This is a genomic window from uncultured Nocardioides sp. (assembly GCF_902805925.1).
Lineage (GTDB): Bacteria > Actinomycetota > Actinomycetes > Propionibacteriales > Nocardioidaceae > Nocardioides.
Genome location: NZ_CADCUP010000193.1, coordinates 1 through 18,017, shown reverse-complemented (window position 1 = coordinate 18,017; position 18,017 = coordinate 1). Strand labels below are relative to the sequence as shown.

The window sequence follows — 18,017 nt, the reverse complement described above, 5'->3', positions numbered from 1 at the left end:
CGAGGCCACCGGCCTCGTCAAGACCTTCGGCTCGACACGCGCCGTCGACGGCGTCGACCTCAGGGTCGCGCGCGGGACCGTTTACGGCGTGCTCGGCCCCAACGGCTCCGGCAAGACCACGCTCTTCTCCCTGCTGGCCGGCCAGCTGCCGCCGACCCGGGGCAAGGTGGTCTTCGAGGACACCGACATCACCGGCTGGTCGGCCGACCGCGTCGCCCGCGCCGGGCTGGTGCGCACCTTTCAGCTGATGCGGCCCTTCGAGAGCATGTCCGTGCTCGACAACGTCGCCATCGCCGCCCACACCCACACCCGCTCGCGTCGGGAGGCCCGCCGCCGGGCGCTGGGCGTCATCGAGCGCGTGCAGCTCGAGGCGTACGTCCACGCCCCCTGCGGCAACCTGCCGACCGCCGGCCTCAAGCGGCTGGAGCTGGCCCGGGCACTCGCCCTCGAGCCGCGGCTCGTCCTGCTCGACGAGGTGCTCGCCGGGCTGGTCCCGGCCGAGCGGGCGCCGATGATCGACCTGCTCCGCGACCTGCACGCCGACGGCCTCACGGTCATGTTCGTCGAGCACATCATGGCCGCGGTGCTGGCGCTCTCCGAGCGCCTGATGGTGATGCACGAGGGTGCGGAGCTCGCGATGGGCGACCCCCGCGACGTGGTCGCCGACCCGGCCGTGGTCGAGGCCTACCTGGGGGAGGACTACGCATGATGCTCCGGCTCGAGGACCTGTCCGCCGGCTACCGGCGGCTGGAGATCCTCCACGACCTCACGCTGCACGTCGACGAGCACGAGATCGTCTCCCTCATCGGCGCGAACGGCGCGGGCAAGACCACGACGCTGCGCGCGGTGGCCGGGCTGATCCCGACCTCGGCCGGGCGGATCGTCTTCGACGGCCAGGAGCTCCAGGGCCGCCGTCCCGACGAGGTCGTCCGGGCCGGCCTCGTGCACGTCGCCCAGGACCGCGCCCTCTTCGGCGGCCTCAGCGTGTGGGAGAACCTCGAGATGGGCGCCTACACGCAGCCGCGCTCGTCGATCTCCTCCTCGCTCGACCAGGTCGTCGAGCTCTTCCCGATCCTCGCCGAGCGCCGCGACCAGCGCGCCGACACCATGTCGGGGGGCCAGCAGCAGATGCTGGCGATCGGGCGGGCGCTGATGGCGCGGCCCCGCTGCCTGACCCTGGACGAGCCGTCGGTGGGCCTCGCGCCGAACCTCGCCGCCCAGGTGCTCACGGCGATCACCCGGATCCGCGACGCCGGCGTCACCATCCTCATCGTCGAGCAGAACGCCAAGCAGGCCCTCGCGGTCTCCGACCGTGCCTACGTGCTCGAGAGCGGCTCGATCGTGCTCGAGGGCACGGGCTCCGAGCTCATCGACGACGACCGGGTGCGCGAGGCGTACCTCGGGGTCTGAGGGCGCAGCGCATGGAGTTCCTGGTGCACATCGAGATCGTCTGGCCGCCCGAGGCGCCGGCGGAGGAGCGCGAGCGCCTCTTCGCCCTCGAGCTGGAGGCCGGACAGCGGCTGGCGCGCGCGGGCAGGCTGCGCCGGCTGTGGCGGATCCCCGGACGCTGGGCCAACTGGAGCCTGTACGACGTCGCCGACGCCACGGCCCTGCACGAGGCGCTGACGACCCTGCCCCTCCACCCCTGGATGGACATCGAGGTGCACGCGCTCGCCGAGCACCCCAACGACCCCCGGGCTCTCGGCATCGAGCCCCCACCCGAAGGAGCTGCCCATGCGCATCCTGGCGATCACGCCGATCCGGGTCACTGAGGAGGAGCTGGTCCGCCGGCAGGCGCGCTACGACCGGCTGTCCCCACCCGGTGTCGAGGTGCACCTCGACAACCTCACGGGCCCGGACGCACCGCGGGCGCTCGACACCGCCGACGACGTGGCCGCCTCCGAGGCGCTGCTCACCGGGCAGCTCGCCGACGCCGACCCGTCGCGGTACGACGCGCTGCTCCCCGACTGCGTGCTCGACCCGGTCGTCGGCACGGGCGCCGACCTGCCGCTGCCGCTGCACGGCATCACCCGGCTCAGCGCCCACCACCTCGCCGGGCTCGGGGCGCGCCTGGGTGCGGTGGCCCGCAACCGGGCCATCGCCGACGAGCTCGACCGCAAGCTGGCGACGTACGCCCTGGTGACCTCCGGCCCCACCGCGGTCATGGACCTCTCCTTCGACGCCATCGCCGACGACGCGGTGTGGGCGGCCGCGGCCGCCGAGACCGTGTCCGGGCTCGACGTCGACGTGGTGCTCAACGCGTGCTCGGCGGTCGACGTGGGAGCGTCCGCGACCGGGCCCCGGCTCGTCGACCCCACCCGGCTCGCGCTGGAGCTGCTCGGGCTGCCCGCCCGGACGGCGGTGCGGGCATGAGCGCCGAGGACGGACCCGACCTCGTCGTCGCCGGTGCCGGCGGCGGCCTCGTCGGGGCGCTGCGGGCGGCGTCGCGCGGCGCCACGGTGCTGGTGCTGGAGCGCGACGAGCACTTCGCCGTCGCCAACAACACCGCGATGTCCACCGCGATGGTCCCCGGCGCCGGCACCCGGTGGCAGGCCGAGGCCGGCATCGAGGACTCGCCCGAGACCTACGTCGCCGACGTGCTGGCCAAGACCGGCGGCGAGGCCGACACCCGGCTGGCCACGGCCCTGGCCCGGGTCAGCGCGCCACTGGTGGAGTGGATGGCCGACGGGCTCGACCTGCCGCTCTCGCTCGTCACCGACTTCCCCTACCCCGGCCACTCCCGGCTGCGCTGCCACACGGTGCCCGGCCGGGCGGGCCGGGCGCTGCTGCGCGACCTCGTCGCCCGCACGCGGGCCAGCGAGCTGATCGACCTGATGGTCCCGGCGTCCCTGGCCGAGGTCCGGACCGGCGCCGAGGGAGTCGAGTCCGTGCTCGTCCGGATGCCCGACGGGCAGGAGGAGGAGGTCCCCACCCGGGCGGTGCTGCTGGCGACCAACGGGTTCGCGGCGGACACCGAGCTGGTCGCCCGGCACATCCCCGAGATCGCCGGCGCCGTCTACCACGGCGGCGACGGCTCGCGGGGGGACGCGCTGCGGATCGGCGTCGGCCTGGGCGCGGCGACGGCGTACCTCGACTCCTACCAGGGCCACGCCGCGCTGGCGATGCCCTCGGCCACGCTCGCCGGCTGGGCCACGGTCATGCACGGTGGCTTCCTGGTCGACCGCGAGGGCCGGCGCTTCGGCGACGAGACGACCGGCTACTCCGAGTACGCCGCGGCCTCGCTGCAGCGCGCCGACGGCCGGGCCTGGATCATCCTGGACGAGCGCGTCCACCAGGCGTGCCTGTCCTTCCAGGACTACCGCGACACCGTCGAGTCCGGGGCGCTGAGGTGGGGCGACGACGTCGCCGGGCTGGCCGCGGCCACCGGGCTCCCGGCCGAGGGGCTGGCCACCACGGTGGAGCGGGCGGCCGAGGCGGCGCAGGGTGCCTCGGACGAGTTCGGCCGCACCTACTGGGAGGAGCCGCTGCGCCCGAGGTACGCCGCGGTGGAGGTGCACCCGGCGCTCTTCCACACCCAGGGCGGCCTCGTGGTCGACGAGCACGCCCGGGTGCTGACCGCCGACGACGAGCCGATCCGCGGCCTCTACGCCTCCGGCGGCGCGGCCGCCGGCATCTCCGGCCACGGCGCGGGCGGCTACCTCGCCGGCAACGGCCTGCTGCCGGCGTTCGGCCTGGCCTACCTCGCGGCCGACCACGTGGTCGAGCGGCTCGGCCCTCCCGCGGTGCCGGGGCAGGTGGACACACATGGTTAACGATCATTAACCTGACCCGGTGAGCGAGCACGGGCACCACCTCCGGGACCTGGTCCACGACCTGCGCGAGAAGCTGGCGGTCGCCCGCCTCGGCGGCTCCGAGAGCGCGCGGGCCAAGCACACCGCCCGCGGGAAGCTGCTGGTGCGTGACCGCGTCGACCGGCTGCTCGACCCCGGCAGCCCGTTCCTGGAGCTGAGCCCGCTCGCGGCGTACGGCATGTACGGCCGCGACGAGAGCGACGTCAACGCGGTGCCGAGCGCCAGCATCGTCACCGGCATCGGCCGGGTGAGCGGTCGCGAGTGCGTGGTGATCGCCAACGACGCGACGGTCAAGGGCGGCACCTACTACCCCATCACGGTCAAGAAGCACCTGCGCGCGCAGACCGTCGCCGCCGACAACCACCTGCCGTGCATCGCGCTGGTCGACTCCGGCGGCGCCTTCCTGCCGATGCAGGACGACGTCTTCCCCGACCGCGAGCACTTCGGCCGGATCTTCTACAACCAGGCCAACCTGTCCGCGCGCGGCATCCCGCAGGTCGCCAGCGTGATGGGGTCCTGCACCGCGGGCGGCGCCTACGTGCCGGCGATGTCGGACGAGACCGTCATCGTCCGCGACCAGGGCACGATCTTCCTCGGCGGCCCGCCGCTGGTGAAGGCCGCCACGGGCGAGGTCGTCACCGCCGAGGAGCTGGGCGGGGGCGAGGTGCACGCCCGCACCTCCGGCGTGGTGGACCACCTCGCCGACGACGACGCGCACGCCCTCGACCTCGTGCGCGGCATCGTCGGCACGCTGCCGCAGCGCCCGGGCTTCGCGCCCGGGGTGCGGACGATGGCGCCGCCCGAGCCGGTGGAGGAGCCGCACGAGGACCCCGCCACGCTCTACGACGTGGTGCCCGCCGACACCCGCACGCCCTACGACGTGCGCGAGGTGATCCGCCGCGTCGTCGACGGCAGCCGGCTGCACGAGTTCAAGAAGCTGTACGGCGAGACGCTGGTGTGCGGCTTCGCCCGCATCCACGGCCACCAGGTCGGCATCGTGGCCAACAACGGCATCCTGTTCAGCGAGTCGGCCCTCAAGGGCGCCCACTTCATCGAGCTCTGCAACCAGCGCGGCATCCCGCTGCTGTTCCTGCAGAACATCACCGGCTTCATGGTCGGGCGCGAGTACGAGAACCGCGGCATCGCCCGCGACGGCGCCAAGCTGGTCACCGCGGTGGCCTGCAGCGTCGTGCCGAAGCTCACCGTGGTCATCGGCGGCTCCTTCGGCGCCGGCAACTACGGCATGTGCGGCCGCGCCTACGACCCCCGCTTCCTGTGGATGTGGCCCAACGCCCGCATCTCGGTGATGGGCGGGGAGCAGGCCGCCTCCGTGCTGGCGACCGTGCGCCGCGACGGCCTCGAGCGGTCGGGGCAGGAGTGGAGCGCCGAGGAGGAGGAGGCGTTCAAGGCGCCGATCCGCGAGACCTACGAGCACCAGGGCTCGCCGTACTACTCGACCGCCCGGCTGTGGGACGACGGCATCATCGACCCGGTCGAGACGCGCCGCGTCGTCGGCATGGGCCTCGCCGTCGCCGCGCACGCCCCGATCCCCGCGCCGTCCTACGGCGTCTTCAGGATGTGAGGCTCTCAGTGACGCGCGAGGGACGTGCGCGGCGGGTGGGCGAGACCAGGTCGAGCGAGCCCGGCGACCGAGGGACGAGGTCGCAGCGGGCGCGTCGAGACCGACCGAGGCCGGTCGCAGCCTGGAGTCTCAGACCGATGCTGGAACAAGGAGCCCGATGAAGACCCTGCTCGTCGCCAACCGCGGGGAGATCGCGCTGCGCGTCTTCCGCACCGCCGCACGCCTGGGCATCCGCACGATCGCGATCCACACCGACCTCGACGTCGCCGCACCGCACGTGCGGGCCGCCGACGAGGCGGTGCGCGTCCCGAGCTACCTCGACGTGGACGCGGTCGTCGCGGCCGCCCGGGAGGCCGGCGCCGACGCGGTGCACCCGGGCTACGGCTTCCTCTCCGAGCGGGCGGCCTTCGCGCGCGCGCTCGAGCAGGCCGGCATCACCCTGGTGGGCCCGTCGTCTCAGGTCATGGAGCGGATGGGCCGCAAGGACGCCGCCCGCGAGGTCGCGGTGGCCGCCGGCGTGCCCGTGGTGCCGTCGTACTCCCTCGACGACGACCCCGCCACCTTCGCCTACCCGGTGCTGGTCAAGGCCGCGGCCGGCGGCGGCGGCAAGGGGATGCGCATCGTCCGGTCCGCCGGTGACTTCGCCGAGTCGGTGGCCTCGGCGAGACGTGAGGCGTCCTCGGCATTCGGTGACGACACCATCCTGGTCGAGAGGTACGTCGAGAGCGGACGCCACGTCGAGGTGCAGGTCATCGGCGACGCGCACGGCACCGTCCTGCACCTCTTCGAGCGGGACTGCTCCACCCAGCGCCGCCACCAGAAGGTGCTCGAGGAGGCCCCCGCGCCCACGATCACCGACGAACAGCGCGCCCGGGTCACCGGCGCGGCCGTCGCCCTGGCCCGCGAGGTGGGGTACGTCAACGCGGGCACGGTGGAGCTCCTGCTCGACACCACGTCCGGCGAGTTCTACTTCCTGGAGATGAACACCCGCCTCCAGGTGGAGCACCCCGTCACCGAGCTGGTGACCGGCCTCGACCTCGTCGAGCTCCAGCTCCTGGTCGCCGACGGCGAGCCGCTGCCGCTCGGTCAGGACGACGTCCGCCTCGACGGGCACGCGATCGAGGCCCGCGTCTACGCCGAGGACTCCTTCGGCGGCTTCCTGCCCCAGGCCGGCACGGCGTCCATCGTCCGGTGGGGGAGCGGCCCCGGCGTGCGGGTCGACCACGCGCTGGAGCCCGGCCAGGTCGTCAGCACGGCGTACGACCCGATGCTCGGCAAGGTCGTCGCCCACGGTCCCGACCGCGAGAGCGCGCGGCACGCCCTCGTCGCGGCGCTCGACGGCACCGCGGTCCTCGGGCTCACCACCAACGCGGGCTTCCTGCGGGCGCTGGTCGCCAGCGAGGAGTTCCGCGACGCCACCATCGACACGGCCTGGCTCGACACCGCCACGGTGCCCGAGCCGGACGACGCGCTGCCCCGGCTGCTGGTCTCGTGGGTCTCGGCGATGGTCACCGCGATGGACCGGGCGCCGGAGACCGGCGGGACGTTCGCTGCCGACGGCTTCCGGCTGGGCGGGCCACCGGCTCCCACGGTGGTCGAGCTCGACCGCCCGGTGGTCGTGGACCGGGCGGCCGGCACGGTCGACGGGGTGCCGGTGCGGCAGGTGTCCGCGGCCGACCACGTCCTGGAGGTCGTCGTCGACGGCCGCCGGGTGCGCGCGGTGGTCAACGTCCAGCCCGACGTCGTGGAGGTCGCCTGGCAGGGTCAGCGGCACGTGTTCACCCGGCCCGACCGGCTCGCCGACACCGTCCACGCCGGCGACGGCTCGATCACCGCCCCGATGCCCGGCACCGTGCTCGACGTGCGCGTGGCGGTGGGTGAGACCGTGGAGGAGGGCGCCGTCCTGGGCGCCATGGAGGCGATGAAGATGGAGCTCACGCTCACGGCGCCGTTCGCGGGCACCGTCACCGAGGTCGACGCGGCCGTCGGCACGCAGGTGGCGCTCGGCGCCACCCTGTTCGTGGTGGAGGCCTCGGAGTGAGCCTTCCCGAGCGCGTCACCATCTACGAGGTCGGCCCCCGTGACGGCCTGCAGAACGAGGAGGCGGTCGTTCCCGCCGAGGTGAAGGTGGAGCTCATCCGTCGCCTCCTCGCCGCCGGCCTGCCGGTCGTGGAGGCCACCAGCTTCGTCCACCCCAGGTGGGTGCCGCAGCTCGCCGACGCCGCCCAGGTGATGGCCACCCTCGGTGAGGAGGGCCGCGCCCTGCCGGTGCTCGTGCCCAACGAGCGCGGCCTCGACCGCGCCCTCGAGCTCGGTCTGCGGCACGTCGCCGTCTTCGGCTCGGCGACCGAGACCTTCGCGCAGAGGAACCTCAACCGCAGCCTCGACGAGCAGTTCGCGATGTTCGAGCCGACCGTCCGCCGCGCCCGCGAGGCCGGCCTGGACGTCCGCGCCTACGTGTCGATGTGCTTCGGCGACCCGTGGGAGGGCGCCGTACCCGTCGAGCAGGTGGTCTCCGTCGGCAGGCGCCTGCTCGACCTGGGGGCGAGCCAGCTGAGCCTGGGCGACACCATCGGCGTCGGCACCGCCGGGCAGGTCAAGCAGCTGATCGGCGCCTTCGGCGAGGCAGGCGTCGGCACCGACCTGCTCGCCGTGCACTTCCACGACACCTACGGCCAGGCGCTGGCCAACGCCTACTCCGCCCTGCAGGAGGGCGTCACCACCTTCGACGCCAGCGCCGGCGGCCTCGGTGGCTGCCCGTACGCCGAGAGCGCCACCGGCAACCTCGCCACCGAGGACCTCGTGTGGATGCTCACCGGGCTCGGCGTCGAGCACGGCGTCGACCTCGGGGCGGTGGTGGCCACGAGCGCGTGGATGGCCGGGCACCTCGGGCGCCCGAGCCCCTCGGCCGTGGTCCGGGCGCTGGCGCCGACCGTGGGCTGAGCGCATCTGCTTCATCATGGTATGTCGGCGAGTCGCTGGTTCCCACGGCCTGCAAGCCATGGGAACCCCTGATTCACCTGCATACCTTGATGAATCGCCCCCGGCGCGCCGCGACACCCGCACCTCCTAGACTCCAGCCCATGAGCCGGGTCGTCCACCTGCACGTCGGTGCACCGAAGACCGGCACGACGTACCTCCAGGACCGGCTGATGCTCAACGCCCGGTCGCTGGCGCAGCACGGGGTGACGATCCCGACGAAGAACCGCTTCGTCGACGCCGACCTCTTCCACTTCCGCGCGGCCCTCGACCTCCTCGGCCAGGACTGGGGCGGCGACCCCGGTCACGCCGTGGGCAGCTGGGACGCGATGGTACGGCGCGTCCGCCGGGCGCCGGGCGCCTCGATCATCAGCCACGAGATCCTGGCGGCCGCGAAGCCCGACAAGATCGCCAAGGCGCTCAACGACCTGGCCGGCTGCGAGGTGCACGTCGTCTACTCCGCCCGCGACCTGGGCCGGCAGCTGCCGGCCGCCTGGCAGGAGTCGGTCAAGCAGGGCCGCAAGTGGACCTTCCGCCGCTTCCTGAACAAGGTGGAGCGCGGGCAGACGTGGTTCCAGAAGGCGCTGGACCTGCCCACCGTGCTCGACCGGTGGAGCGTCAAGGTGCCGCCCGAGCGGGTGCACGTGGTGACGGTGCCGCACGGCCGCACCGCGGACGAGCTGTGGCACCGCTTCGCCGAGGCGTTCTCGGTCGACCCCGCGTGGGCGCCCAGGGACAGCGAGCGCGCCAACCGCTCCCTCGGCATCGCCGAGACCCAGCTGATCCGCCGCCTCAACCGGCGCCTGGAGCTGACCATCCGTCGCGAGCAGACCTACGACGCCCTCATCCGCGAGCTGCTCGCCCAGCGCGAGCTCGTCAGCCGGGAGTCCATCCCGGTCCGCCTCCCACCGAACCGCTTCGACTGGGCCGACCAGCAGGCCGACCGGTGGATCGACTGGCTCAAGGGCAGCGGCGTCCACGTCGTCGGCGACATCGACGACCTTCGCCCTCGGCGGCCGGCCGAGGACGCCGAGTGGCACAATCCCGACCGGGTGGGCGCCAAGCTGCAGCTCGACGCCGCGCTCGACTCGCTGAGCGTGATGACCCGCGAGGCGGCCGCCCGCCCGGACCCGGAGCGGGCGCTGGGCCACCGGGTGCGCGAGAACGCCAAGCGCCTGCGGCGCCGATGAGCCCGGGCAGCACCGGCAGCCCCGGCGACACCATCGGCACGACCGGGCTCGACCGGGCCTGGGGATGGGTCGAGCACCTGCGCGCGGGCGGCACCACCGAGTGGCGGCGCTGGGCCGGCACCAGCGCCACGCACGGCCGCGCCGTGCCCGGCGCCCAGCAGCTGGAGCTGCTGCGCCGGGTGAACCTCGTCGCCCGGCCCGACGACCGGCTGGCCGGACGCATCCTCGCGGCGAGCGCGCCGGGACGCGGGCGGCCCGACCTCGAGCTCGTCGGTGCCTCCGAGGAGTCCCCGTTCGGGGCCCGCCCGGTCGACCCCGCCGACCTCGGCGACCACGAGCTGCTGCGGGTCGCCGCCCACCTGATCGCCGAGGACGTCGTCGCCACGGGCCTGCCGCCGGAGCCCGAGCCGGCGATGCCGCGGCCCTGGCGCCGGCGCTACCGGCTGGTGGGCGACCCCCTCGTGAGCGACCCCGTGCGCCGCGACCTCCTCGCCCGCGGCCACGGCCCCCGCCCCCGCGGCGACATCGTCGTGGTCGCTGCCGACCTCGACCGGATGCTCGCCGACACCTGGACGGTGCGCTGCTTCGGCCAGGGTGCGGCCCCCTGGCCCGACTGGGTCCACTCCTGGCGCAAGCGCCGCCGCCTGCCCCCGCGCATCGATCTCGCCCAGGTGGCCGCCACCTGGGCCGGCCGCCGCGGCGCCGAGCACGTGCACCTCGTGCTCGACACCGCGGCGCTCCCCGCCCGCGTGGGCGTACGCCGCCTGGCCGTGCCCCGGACCCCGTCCGCCGACGCCGCCGAGCTGGCCAGGCGGGTCGCGGCGATGCTCGGGCTGATGGTCACCCCACCCGTGCGGGGAGCGCTGATGAGGCGCACTCTCTGGCCGCGGCTGGCCACCGCCCCCGGAGAGCCGGTCGGGGTGCCGGAGGAGCACCGCGGTTGGGTGACCGGCCGCGCCGCCGCGATGGCCCGTGAGCTGCGGCGGGCTGGATATCCTGTCCACGGTGACCTGGAGGCCCTCGTGCCCCCGCCGGCCCGGGAGCCGGCACTGCCCAGCACCGCCGGAGCGCTGGCGCTGGCGGTGCGGACGCTGCTGGAGGCCGAGGCGAGCACGGAAGGGGTGAGGCGGTGAGCAGGCGCGTGCTCGTGCACGTCGGCACCCCCAAGACCGGCACGTCGCACCTGCAGGACGTGCTGCACCGCAACCGCGAGCGGCTCGCGACCCACGGGATCCTCTACCCCGCCGAGCGCTTCGACGAGCACTTCCTGGCCGCCCTGGACCTGATGCGGCTGACGTGGGGCGGCCTGGAGCGCCAGGCCGTGGGTGCGTGGGACCGGCTCGCCGCCGACGTGCGCGCCTGGCCGGGCACCTCGATCATCAGCCACGAGATCCTGGCCACCGCCTCACGCACCCAGGTCGACCGTGCCCTCAGGTCCCTGGGCGCCGACGGCTCGCCGAGCGGCCCGGAGGTCCACCTGATCCTGTCCGTGCGCGACCTGGTCCGGCAGATCCCCGCGGAGTGGCAGGAGAACGTCAAGCACCGCAGCGTCATCACCTACGAGCGCTTCCTCGAGGTGATCACCGACCCCGGTCGCGAGAGCCGCATCGGCACCTGGTTCTGGGGCGTCCAGGAGATCCCCGACATCATCAACCGCTGGGGCGCCATCATCCCGCCCGACCGGATCCACCTGGTCACCGTGCCCGCTCCCGGTGCTCCGCGCGACGAGCTGTGGCGGCGCTTCAGCGGCACCTTCGGCCTCGACGGACTGGACCTCGACCTCACCCCCGTGCGCGCGAACTACTCGCTCGGGGCCTCGGAGACCGCGCTGGTGCGCCGCATCAACCGCCACGTCATCAAGGTCGTCGACCCCGGCGACTACCGGCCCCTGGTGCGCGAGCTGCTGGCCCACGAGACCCTGTCGCGTCGCCACGACTCGCCGCGCCTGGCCCTGCCCCCGCACCTGTACGCGTGGGCGCAGGAGGTCTCGCAGACCTGGGTCGAGGACATCGAGAAGCAGGGGTACGACGTCGTCGGCGACCTCTCCGACCTGATCGGCCCGCCGCCGGCCGACACCTGGGCCGACCCCGACCACCCCGACGAGGCGGAGGTGGCCGCCGCCGCCGTCGACGCCGTCAAGGCGCTGCTGGGGGAGGCGACGCGGCTGCGCCGGGTGGAGGAGGACCTCCACCGGGAGCTGGCCGACACCCGAGCTGCCCTGGAGCGCGCCTACCTGCGGCCGACGTACCGGCTGCGCGAGAAGGCCGTGCGCCGGCTCGAGGGCGGGCGCACGGGCCGGCTGCTGCTCGCGGTCTACCGTCGCGTGCGGCGCAGGAGCTCGCTGTCGGCGTAGCGGCCGATCCGCCAGGTGGAGTAGCCGTCGGCGCCCATGCCGACCAGGCCGCCGACCACGGGCACCCGGCGCCCGATGGTGGTGGCCAGGCGCTTGCCGGCCACGCGGGAGATCAGGCTGGAGGCGACCACGGTGGCGATGATGGTGTCGAGCTGCGGGTCGTGCGTCGGGGCCGTCGCCACGGCCATCGGGGGCGCGGGCAGCTGCTTCTTCCTCACCATCTCCGCGACCACCTCGTCGCCGAGCAGCGCCTCCAGGATGGCGTTGCGGACGCGGGGGTCGTCGAGGTCGTAGCCGCGCAGGTGCGCGATGCCGGCGATCATCCGGCACTGGATCAGCGCCAGCCCGGTGATGTTGGCCGGGATGGCCACGGCCGCGGTCACCAGCCCGCCGAGGTTGGTCACGAAGCCCTGGGCGCCGGCGATCCGGACGTGGTTCTCGATGATCTCGTGGACGGCACGGTCGACGTCGCCCCGGTGCTCCTCGAGCTGCTTGTCGGCCACCGTGGCCGCCGGTGCCAGCGGCCCGACGCCGTCGATGGCGCGGGCAAGCGCCTCCCGCACGAAGCTGGTGGTCAGCCCGGGCGCGAGGTTGCTGATGCGCGGAGCCAGCTGCTTGCCGATGTTCTTGGTGACACCCATGCCGCCAGCCTACGGGGCACTACCGTGGCGCCGTGCCGCTCGAACCCCCAGCCAGCCCGTGGCGTCTGCCCGGGCCCGCGGACATGGATCCCCACGACGACCTGGTCGGGATCGGCGCCGACCTCGAGCCGGGCACCCTGCTCGCGGCGTACCGCCAGGGACTGTTCCCGATGCCGGTCGGCCGGCCCGGCGACCCGCCGTACTGGTTCTGCCCCGTGCGCCGCGGCGTGCTGGAGCTCGACGGACTGCGCGTCCCCCGGTCGCTGAGGAGGGCCCGCCGCGACTTCGAGATCCGGGTGGACACGGCCTGTGCCGAGGTGGTCGACGCGTGCGCGGACCCGCGCCGACCCGACGGCTGGATCGACGCCGACATCCGCGCCGCCTACCTGCGCCTGCACGAGCTGGGCTGGGTGCACTCGGTGGAGGCGTGGCGCGACGGTCGGCTCGCCGGCGGTCTGTACGGCGTGGCGGTCGGCGGGCTCTTCGCCGGCGAGTCGATGTTCCACCGCGAGCGCGACGCCTCCAAGGTGGCGCTCGTGGGGCTGGTCGAGCTGCTGCGGCAGTCCCCGGGCGACCGACTCGTCGACGTCCAGTGGCGCACCGACCACCTCGCCGGCCTGGGGGTCACCGAGATGCCGCGCATGGAGTACGCCGCCCGGCTGGCCGTCCTGCTGGGCACCGACCCGCCCCCGGCCTTCACCTGACCCGGGAGGCGTGAGCGGTTGGCCGGTGCGGCAGGCTGGTGGGTGGACAGCCGAACCGATCGAGGGGAACCCCATGAAGCACGCACTGCTCGCCGCATCGCTCGTCCTCATCGGCGGCGGTGCCGTCGCCTGTGGTGACGGCGGCGGAGAGGCCGGCAGTGAGACCGGCGGGGCTCCCACAGCCGCCTCGAAGACGGAGTTCTGCGACGCCTTCAACTCCCTGTTCACCGACGTGGGCCAGCTCGCGGGCGCCGACGGCGAGGCGCCCGCGGAGGAGGAGCTGCTGGAGCAGTTCAAGAAGTGGGCCGACACGATGGAGGACGTCGGCACCCCCGAGGGCATCCCCGACGACGCCCGCGCCGGCTTCGAGGTCGCCATGCAGCAGGTCGAGGACCTGCAGCCCGAGGACCTCGAGGGCGAAGGGCTCGCGGCACTGGAGGACAAGCTCTCCGAGGACGAGAAGGCCCAGGGCCAGGCGTTCACGACCTACACCAACGAGACCTGCGGCGACCCGCTCGAGGAGCTCGTGCCGTCCGACGCCCCGAGCTGATCGGCGCTGCTCACGCCCCGGCCTCCACCGGGAGGGGCGGGCGCAGTCGACCAGCGCCGTCACCGTCCGTCGGTGAGCGCCGTCACTTCAGCAGCCGCGACATCCGCCGGTCGGCCAGCGGCTTGCCGCCGGTCTGGCAGGTGGGGCAGTACTGCAGGCTGGAGTCGGCGAAGCTCACCTCGCGGACGATGTCGCCGCACACCGGGCACGCCTCGCCGGTGCGGGCGTGCACGGCGAGGTGCGACTTCTTCTCACCCTTGAGCTCGCTGGCCGCGAGCCCGCGGGACCGGTCGACCGCGGCGCCCAGCGTGCCCTTGATGGCGTCGTACAACGTCTGGAGCTCCTCGTCGGTGAGGCTGTTGGCCGGCTTGAACGGTGACATCCGAGCGGCGTGGAGCAGCTCGTCGGAGTAGGCGTTGCCGATGCCGGCGATCGTGCCCTGGTGGCGCAGCACGCCCTTGATCTGCTTGCGGCCCTCGCGCTGGAGGATCTCGCCGAGCACCTCGATGGTGAACTCCTCGACCAGCGGGTCGGGGCCCAGCCGGGCGATGCCCTCGACGTCGGCCGGGTCCCGGACGACGTAGATCGCCAGGCTCTTCTTGGTGCCGAACTCGGTGATGTCGAGGCCGGTGCCGTCGTCGAGCACCACCCGGGCGGCGAGGGTGCTCTTGCTGTTGGGCTTGGCGGGCAGCCGGGGGACCTCGTCCCGCCAGCGCACCCACCCCATCCGGGCGAGGTGCAGGACGAGGTGGAGACCGCTGGCCTCGATGTCGAGGAACTTGCCGTGCCGGGTCACGCCGTCGACGAGCGTGCCGTGCAGCGCCTGCAGGGGCGGGTCGAAGGTCTTCAGCGCGCTGAACGCGGCCAGGTCGATGCGCGTGATGGCACGGTCGTGGAGCCGGCCGCTGAGGTCCAGGGCCAGCGCCTCCACCTCGGGCAGCTCGGGCACGGCCACATCCTAGGTCGTGACACCGTCACGCAGGAGCGCCACAATGGATCATGGTCACCGCTCGCCCACTGCCGGAGACGGGGTCGATCCACCTCGACGCCCGCGGTGACGACCGTGCGCTGCGGGTCTCCTGGCACCACGAGTCCGCGCTGGTCGTGCTGAGCCTGTGGCGCGACAACCTCTGCACCGGCTCGTTCCGGCTGGCCGTCGAGGAGGTCCCCGACCTCATCGAGATGCTCCGCACTGGCCTCGACGAGGCGTACGACGACCGCCGCCGGCGCCGGCGGGTGACCACCCGGGGCCCCAGCCCCAGCGCCAGCCCCACGACCGACGGGCACGCCACCGGCGCCTGAGGTCCGACTCGGCGACGCGGTCTTCGGCCCGACGTGCGGGGCGAAATCTAGGGATGCGGCTAGACAGGCCGATACGGTCGCATCGTGGACCCGATCCGAAACCCCTACGCGCCCGGCGCCGGGCAGCGCCCGCCCGAGCTGGCCGGGCGCGACGAGCAGCTGCGCGCCTTCGACGTCGTGCTGGAGCGCATCGCGAAGGGACGGCCCGAGCGCAGCCTCGTGCTGACCGGCCTGCGGGGTGTGGGCAAGACGGTGCTCCTCAACGCGCTCCGCTCGGCCGCCGTACGCCGGGGCTGGGGCACCGGCAAGCTCGAGGCGCGGCCCGACCAGGGGCTGCGCCGGCCCCTGTCGAGCGCGCTGCACCAGGCCGTGCGTGAGCTCGGGCACCCGCAGCAGGACGAGGTCGACGAGGTGCTCGGCGTGATCCGTGCCTTCGCCCAGCGCGACGCGGGCGCGGGCGCCCGGCTCAAGGACCAGTGGAGCCCGGGCATCGACGTGCCCGCCGCTCGCGGTCGCGCCGACTCCGGCGACATCGAGATCGACCTCGTCGAGCTGTTCACCGACCTCGGCGGGCTGGCGGCCGACACGGGCCTCGGCGTGGCGGTCTTCATCGACGAGATGCAGGACCTCGGCCCCGACGACGTCTCGGCGCTGTGCGCGGCCTGTCACGAGATCAGCCAGAGCGGGCTGCCGGTGATCGTGGTCGGCGCCGGCCTGCCACACCTGCCGGCGGTGCTGTCGGCGAGCAAGTCCTACTCCGAGCGGCTCTTCCGCTACCAGCGCATCGACCGGCTGGCGCGCGACGCCGCCGACCGTGCGCTCACCGCGCCCGCCGCCGGTGAGGAGGCGGAGTTCGAGGCCGATGCGCTGGCCGGGATGTACGCCGCGACCGGCGGCTACCCCTACTTCATCCAGGCCTACGGGAAGGCGGTGTGGGACCTCGCGCCCCGGTCACCGATCACCGCCGACGACGTGGCCGTGGCCGCTCCGGAGGCCGAGGCGGAGCTGGCGGTCGGCTTCTTCGGCAGCCGCTACGAGCGGGCGACGCCGGGGGAGCGGGAGTACCTGCGGGCCATGGCCTCCGTCGCGAGCGCGCTGGACGAGCCGCTCGACGACGCCGACTCGGTGCCCACCGCCGACGTCGCCAAGGTGGTCGGCAAGAAGCCGCAGTCGCTGAGCCCCGCGCGTGACAGCCTGCTGAAGAAGGGGCTGATCTACTCCGGCGAGCGGGGCCGGATCGCGTTCACGGTGCCGCACTTCGGTCGCTACCTGCGCGACCAGGGCTGAGCCGCGAGCGGCTCAGCCCTGGTCCCAGACCCACTCGTGCTCGATCTGCGCGATCGAGAGCACGTGCTGGGCCACCGTCCCGGCGCCGGCACGCAGGCGGCTGTCGGGGCTGTCCTCGAGGAACTGCAGCAGGACCCGGATGCCCGCGCTGCTCAGGTGCGTCACTCCGCCCAGGTCGACGACGACGGGCTGGACCCCGCCCCGGCTGGCCTGGAGCAGCTTGGCGTCGAGCACCTCGGCGCCGACGGCGTCGACCGGGCCCTCCGCCTCGATCAGCCCGTCGGTCGTGGCCCGGATCCGGACCGCCGCCTCGGTGGAAGCCTGACGACGGCCGGCGTACGCCGTGGCGTTGCGGAGCGTCACCGGGCGGTGCACGCGGTGACGGACGTGGACGACGGTCCCCTCGAGGCCCTCGTCGACGCTCAGGTCGTCGAGCATCCGGCGGGCCATCGCCAGCCCGCGCCCGCGGCTCTGGCGGGTGGGGGCGCCGTGCGCTCCCGCCGGCTGGCCGACCGCGGGATCGGGTGCCTGCCACCGTCCGAAGTCGCGCACGCTCAGCTCGACCGAGCCCTCAGGGGTGAGGGCGCCCTCGACCTCGACGACCGGGGTCTCGTGCGCGCTGTCCGCGTGCGGGTACGCATGGTCGGCGACGTTGGTCACCAGCTCCCCGATCGCGTGCTGGAGCCTCATCACGTCGAGATCGGCGATGCCCAGCTCGGTCAGCCAGGTGCCGAGCGCGGTGCGGACCCGGGCGGGCGTGGTCATGTCGACGAGGTCCGTCACGGCGAAGCGGGGCGCCTCCGCCGAGCGCTGGACGGCGAGCAGGGTGACGTCGTCCGCGTGACCGGTCTCGCGGACGAGCAGCTCCAGGGCGGTCTGGCAGGTGTTCTCGATGTGTGCCGCCGGGGCGCCGATCTGCCAGGGGCGCTGGCGCACGACGTCGGTGACGACGTGCAGCAGCTCGACCTGGTTGTCCATCACGGTGCGACCGGGTCGTTCCACGATGCCGTCGGAGTAGAGCAGCAGCAGGTCGCCCTCGGCGAGCGTCTCGTGGCTGCTCGAGAAGCCGTCGTTCGACCCCAGGGGACCAGCACCCGTCAGCGCCAGGAACCGCGCCTCCCCGGACTCCGGCACGTGCAGCGGGGGCGGGTGGCCGGCGGTGCAGTACTCGAGGGCTCCGGTGACCGGGTCGAGCACGGCGACCACGACGGTGGCGGAGGCTGCGGCGGGATCCGTCTCGGCGTACCTCTCCAGCACGTCGAGGGCACCGGCGGGATCGTCGTGCACGCACAGCGCGGTGCGCAGCGCTGCCCGGAGCCGCCCCATGGTCGCCGAGGCCTCGACCCCGTGGCCCACGACGTCGCCCACCATGAAGGCCCACCGGCCACCCGGTAGAGGCATCGAGTCGAGCCAGTCGCCGCCGGCGGTCGTGTCGGACTGCGCCGGCAGGTACGTGGCGGCGACCTGGACCCGCGGCAGGATCGGGACGCCACCGGGGAGCATGGTGTCCTGCAAGGTGCGCACCAGGTCGACCACCTCGGCGTACTGCGTCTCGGCGCGAGCCGCACGGTCCTCCGCCGCGCGGCGGACGCGCACCCGCTCGGTGGCGTCCTTGAT

The 18,017-nt window shown here is 74.0% G+C and carries 18 protein-coding genes; 15 read left to right on the top strand and 3 right to left on the bottom strand.

All coding sequences use genetic code 11. The features are described 5' to 3' along the window. The 11 genes from QZX64_RS14235 to QZX64_RS14185 form a co-directional block, all read left to right on the top strand. On the top strand, positions 1-709 hold a 709-nt coding region (locus tag QZX64_RS14235; RefSeq protein WP_295661076.1), incomplete at its 5' end, for an ABC transporter ATP-binding protein. Beyond that, entirely contained in the window at positions 709-1,410 is a 702-nt protein-coding gene (locus tag QZX64_RS14230; protein ID WP_366558555.1) for an ABC transporter ATP-binding protein, read from the top strand. The genes QZX64_RS14235 and QZX64_RS14230, both read left to right, overlap by 1 nt. 11 nt (positions 1,411-1,421) lie before the next feature. Then, entirely contained in the window at positions 1,422-1,772 is a 351-nt protein-coding gene (locus QZX64_RS14225) for a muconolactone Delta-isomerase (protein WP_295661072.1), read from the top strand. After that, a complete protein-coding gene (locus tag QZX64_RS14220) occupies positions 1,735-2,373 on the top strand; it encodes a hypothetical protein (protein WP_295661070.1) in 639 nt (212 codons plus the stop codon). The genes QZX64_RS14225 and QZX64_RS14220 overlap by 38 nt, the downstream gene beginning before the upstream one ends. Next, positions 2,370-3,773: an FAD-binding protein gene (locus QZX64_RS14215; RefSeq protein WP_295661067.1), complete on the top strand. Its 1,404-nt coding sequence runs from the start codon at positions 2,370-2,372 to the stop codon at positions 3,771-3,773. Before QZX64_RS14220 ends, QZX64_RS14215 begins: the two co-directional genes overlap by 4 nt. 19 nt (positions 3,774-3,792) lie before the next feature. Then, positions 3,793-5,394, top strand: coding sequence for a carboxyl transferase domain-containing protein (locus QZX64_RS14210; RefSeq protein WP_295661065.1), 1,602 nt, complete (start codon positions 3,793-3,795; stop codon positions 5,392-5,394). A 157-nt stretch (positions 5,395-5,551) separates the two neighbouring features. Next, complete coding sequence (locus QZX64_RS14205; protein ID WP_295661063.1) at positions 5,552-7,435, top strand: biotin carboxylase N-terminal domain-containing protein; 1,884 nt, start codon at positions 5,552-5,554, stop codon at positions 7,433-7,435. Continuing rightward, positions 7,432-8,337, top strand: a complete 906-nt coding sequence (locus tag QZX64_RS14200; protein WP_295661061.1) for a hydroxymethylglutaryl-CoA lyase — start codon at positions 7,432-7,434, stop codon at positions 8,335-8,337. Before QZX64_RS14205 ends, QZX64_RS14200 begins: the two co-directional genes overlap by 4 nt. A gap of 140 nt (positions 8,338-8,477) precedes the next feature. Further along, positions 8,478-9,563, top strand: a complete 1,086-nt coding sequence (locus QZX64_RS14195; RefSeq protein ID WP_295661060.1) for a hypothetical protein — start codon at positions 8,478-8,480, stop codon at positions 9,561-9,563. After that, positions 9,560-10,696 (top strand): hypothetical protein, encoded by a 1,137-nt coding sequence (locus QZX64_RS14190; RefSeq protein WP_295661058.1) that lies wholly within the window; start codon positions 9,560-9,562, stop codon positions 10,694-10,696. The genes QZX64_RS14195 and QZX64_RS14190 overlap by 4 nt, the downstream gene beginning before the upstream one ends. Next, on the top strand, positions 10,693-11,916 hold the full coding sequence (locus QZX64_RS14185; protein ID WP_295661056.1) for a hypothetical protein: 1,224 nt from the start codon (positions 10,693-10,695) through the stop codon (positions 11,914-11,916). Before QZX64_RS14190 ends, QZX64_RS14185 begins: the two co-directional genes overlap by 4 nt. Here the strand turns inward: QZX64_RS14185 and QZX64_RS14180 are convergent. Continuing rightward, positions 11,877-12,557: an EcsC family protein gene (locus QZX64_RS14180; protein WP_295661054.1), complete on the bottom strand. Its 681-nt coding sequence runs from the start codon at positions 12,555-12,557 to the stop codon at positions 11,877-11,879. The two genes, QZX64_RS14185 and QZX64_RS14180, sit on opposite strands and share 40 nt — an antisense overlap. A gap of 32 nt (positions 12,558-12,589) precedes the next feature. Here QZX64_RS14180 and aat point away from each other — a divergent pair, with 32 nt between their 5' ends. Further along, positions 12,590-13,261 (top strand): leucyl/phenylalanyl-tRNA--protein transferase, encoded by a 672-nt coding sequence (aat, locus tag QZX64_RS14175; protein ID WP_295661052.1) that lies wholly within the window; start codon positions 12,590-12,592, stop codon positions 13,259-13,261. A gap of 73 nt (positions 13,262-13,334) precedes the next feature. Then, the gene (locus tag QZX64_RS14170) at positions 13,335-13,811 is read left to right on the top strand and encodes a hypothetical protein (RefSeq protein WP_295661050.1); all 477 of its coding nucleotides are present in this window, start codon (positions 13,335-13,337) and stop codon (positions 13,809-13,811) included. Positions 13,812-13,893: 82 nt separating this feature from the next. Here the strand turns inward: QZX64_RS14170 and QZX64_RS14165 are convergent, their stop codons facing one another. Further along, the gene (locus QZX64_RS14165) at positions 13,894-14,760 is read right to left on the bottom strand and encodes an Fpg/Nei family DNA glycosylase (RefSeq protein ID WP_295661048.1); all 867 of its coding nucleotides are present in this window, start codon (positions 14,758-14,760) and stop codon (positions 13,894-13,896) included. A 50-nt stretch (positions 14,761-14,810) separates the two neighbouring features. On the opposite strand from QZX64_RS14165, the gene QZX64_RS14160 reads away from it, so the two are divergent. Both QZX64_RS14160 and QZX64_RS14155 read left to right on the top strand, forming a co-directional pair. Then, positions 14,811-15,113 carry a hypothetical protein gene (locus tag QZX64_RS14160; RefSeq protein ID WP_295661046.1) on the top strand — a complete coding sequence of 101 codons (303 nt, stop codon included), beginning with the start codon at positions 14,811-14,813 and terminating at the stop codon, positions 15,111-15,113. 84 nt (positions 15,114-15,197) lie between these two features. Beyond that, on the top strand, positions 15,198-16,400 hold the full coding sequence (locus QZX64_RS14155; RefSeq protein ID WP_295661045.1) for an ATP-binding protein: 1,203 nt from the start codon (positions 15,198-15,200) through the stop codon (positions 16,398-16,400). 12 nt (positions 16,401-16,412) lie between these two features. Here QZX64_RS14155 and QZX64_RS14150 read toward each other — a convergent pair. Continuing rightward, positions 16,413-18,017: SpoIIE family protein phosphatase (locus tag QZX64_RS14150; protein ID WP_295661044.1), on the bottom strand; the 1,605-nt coding region annotated here is incomplete at its 5' end.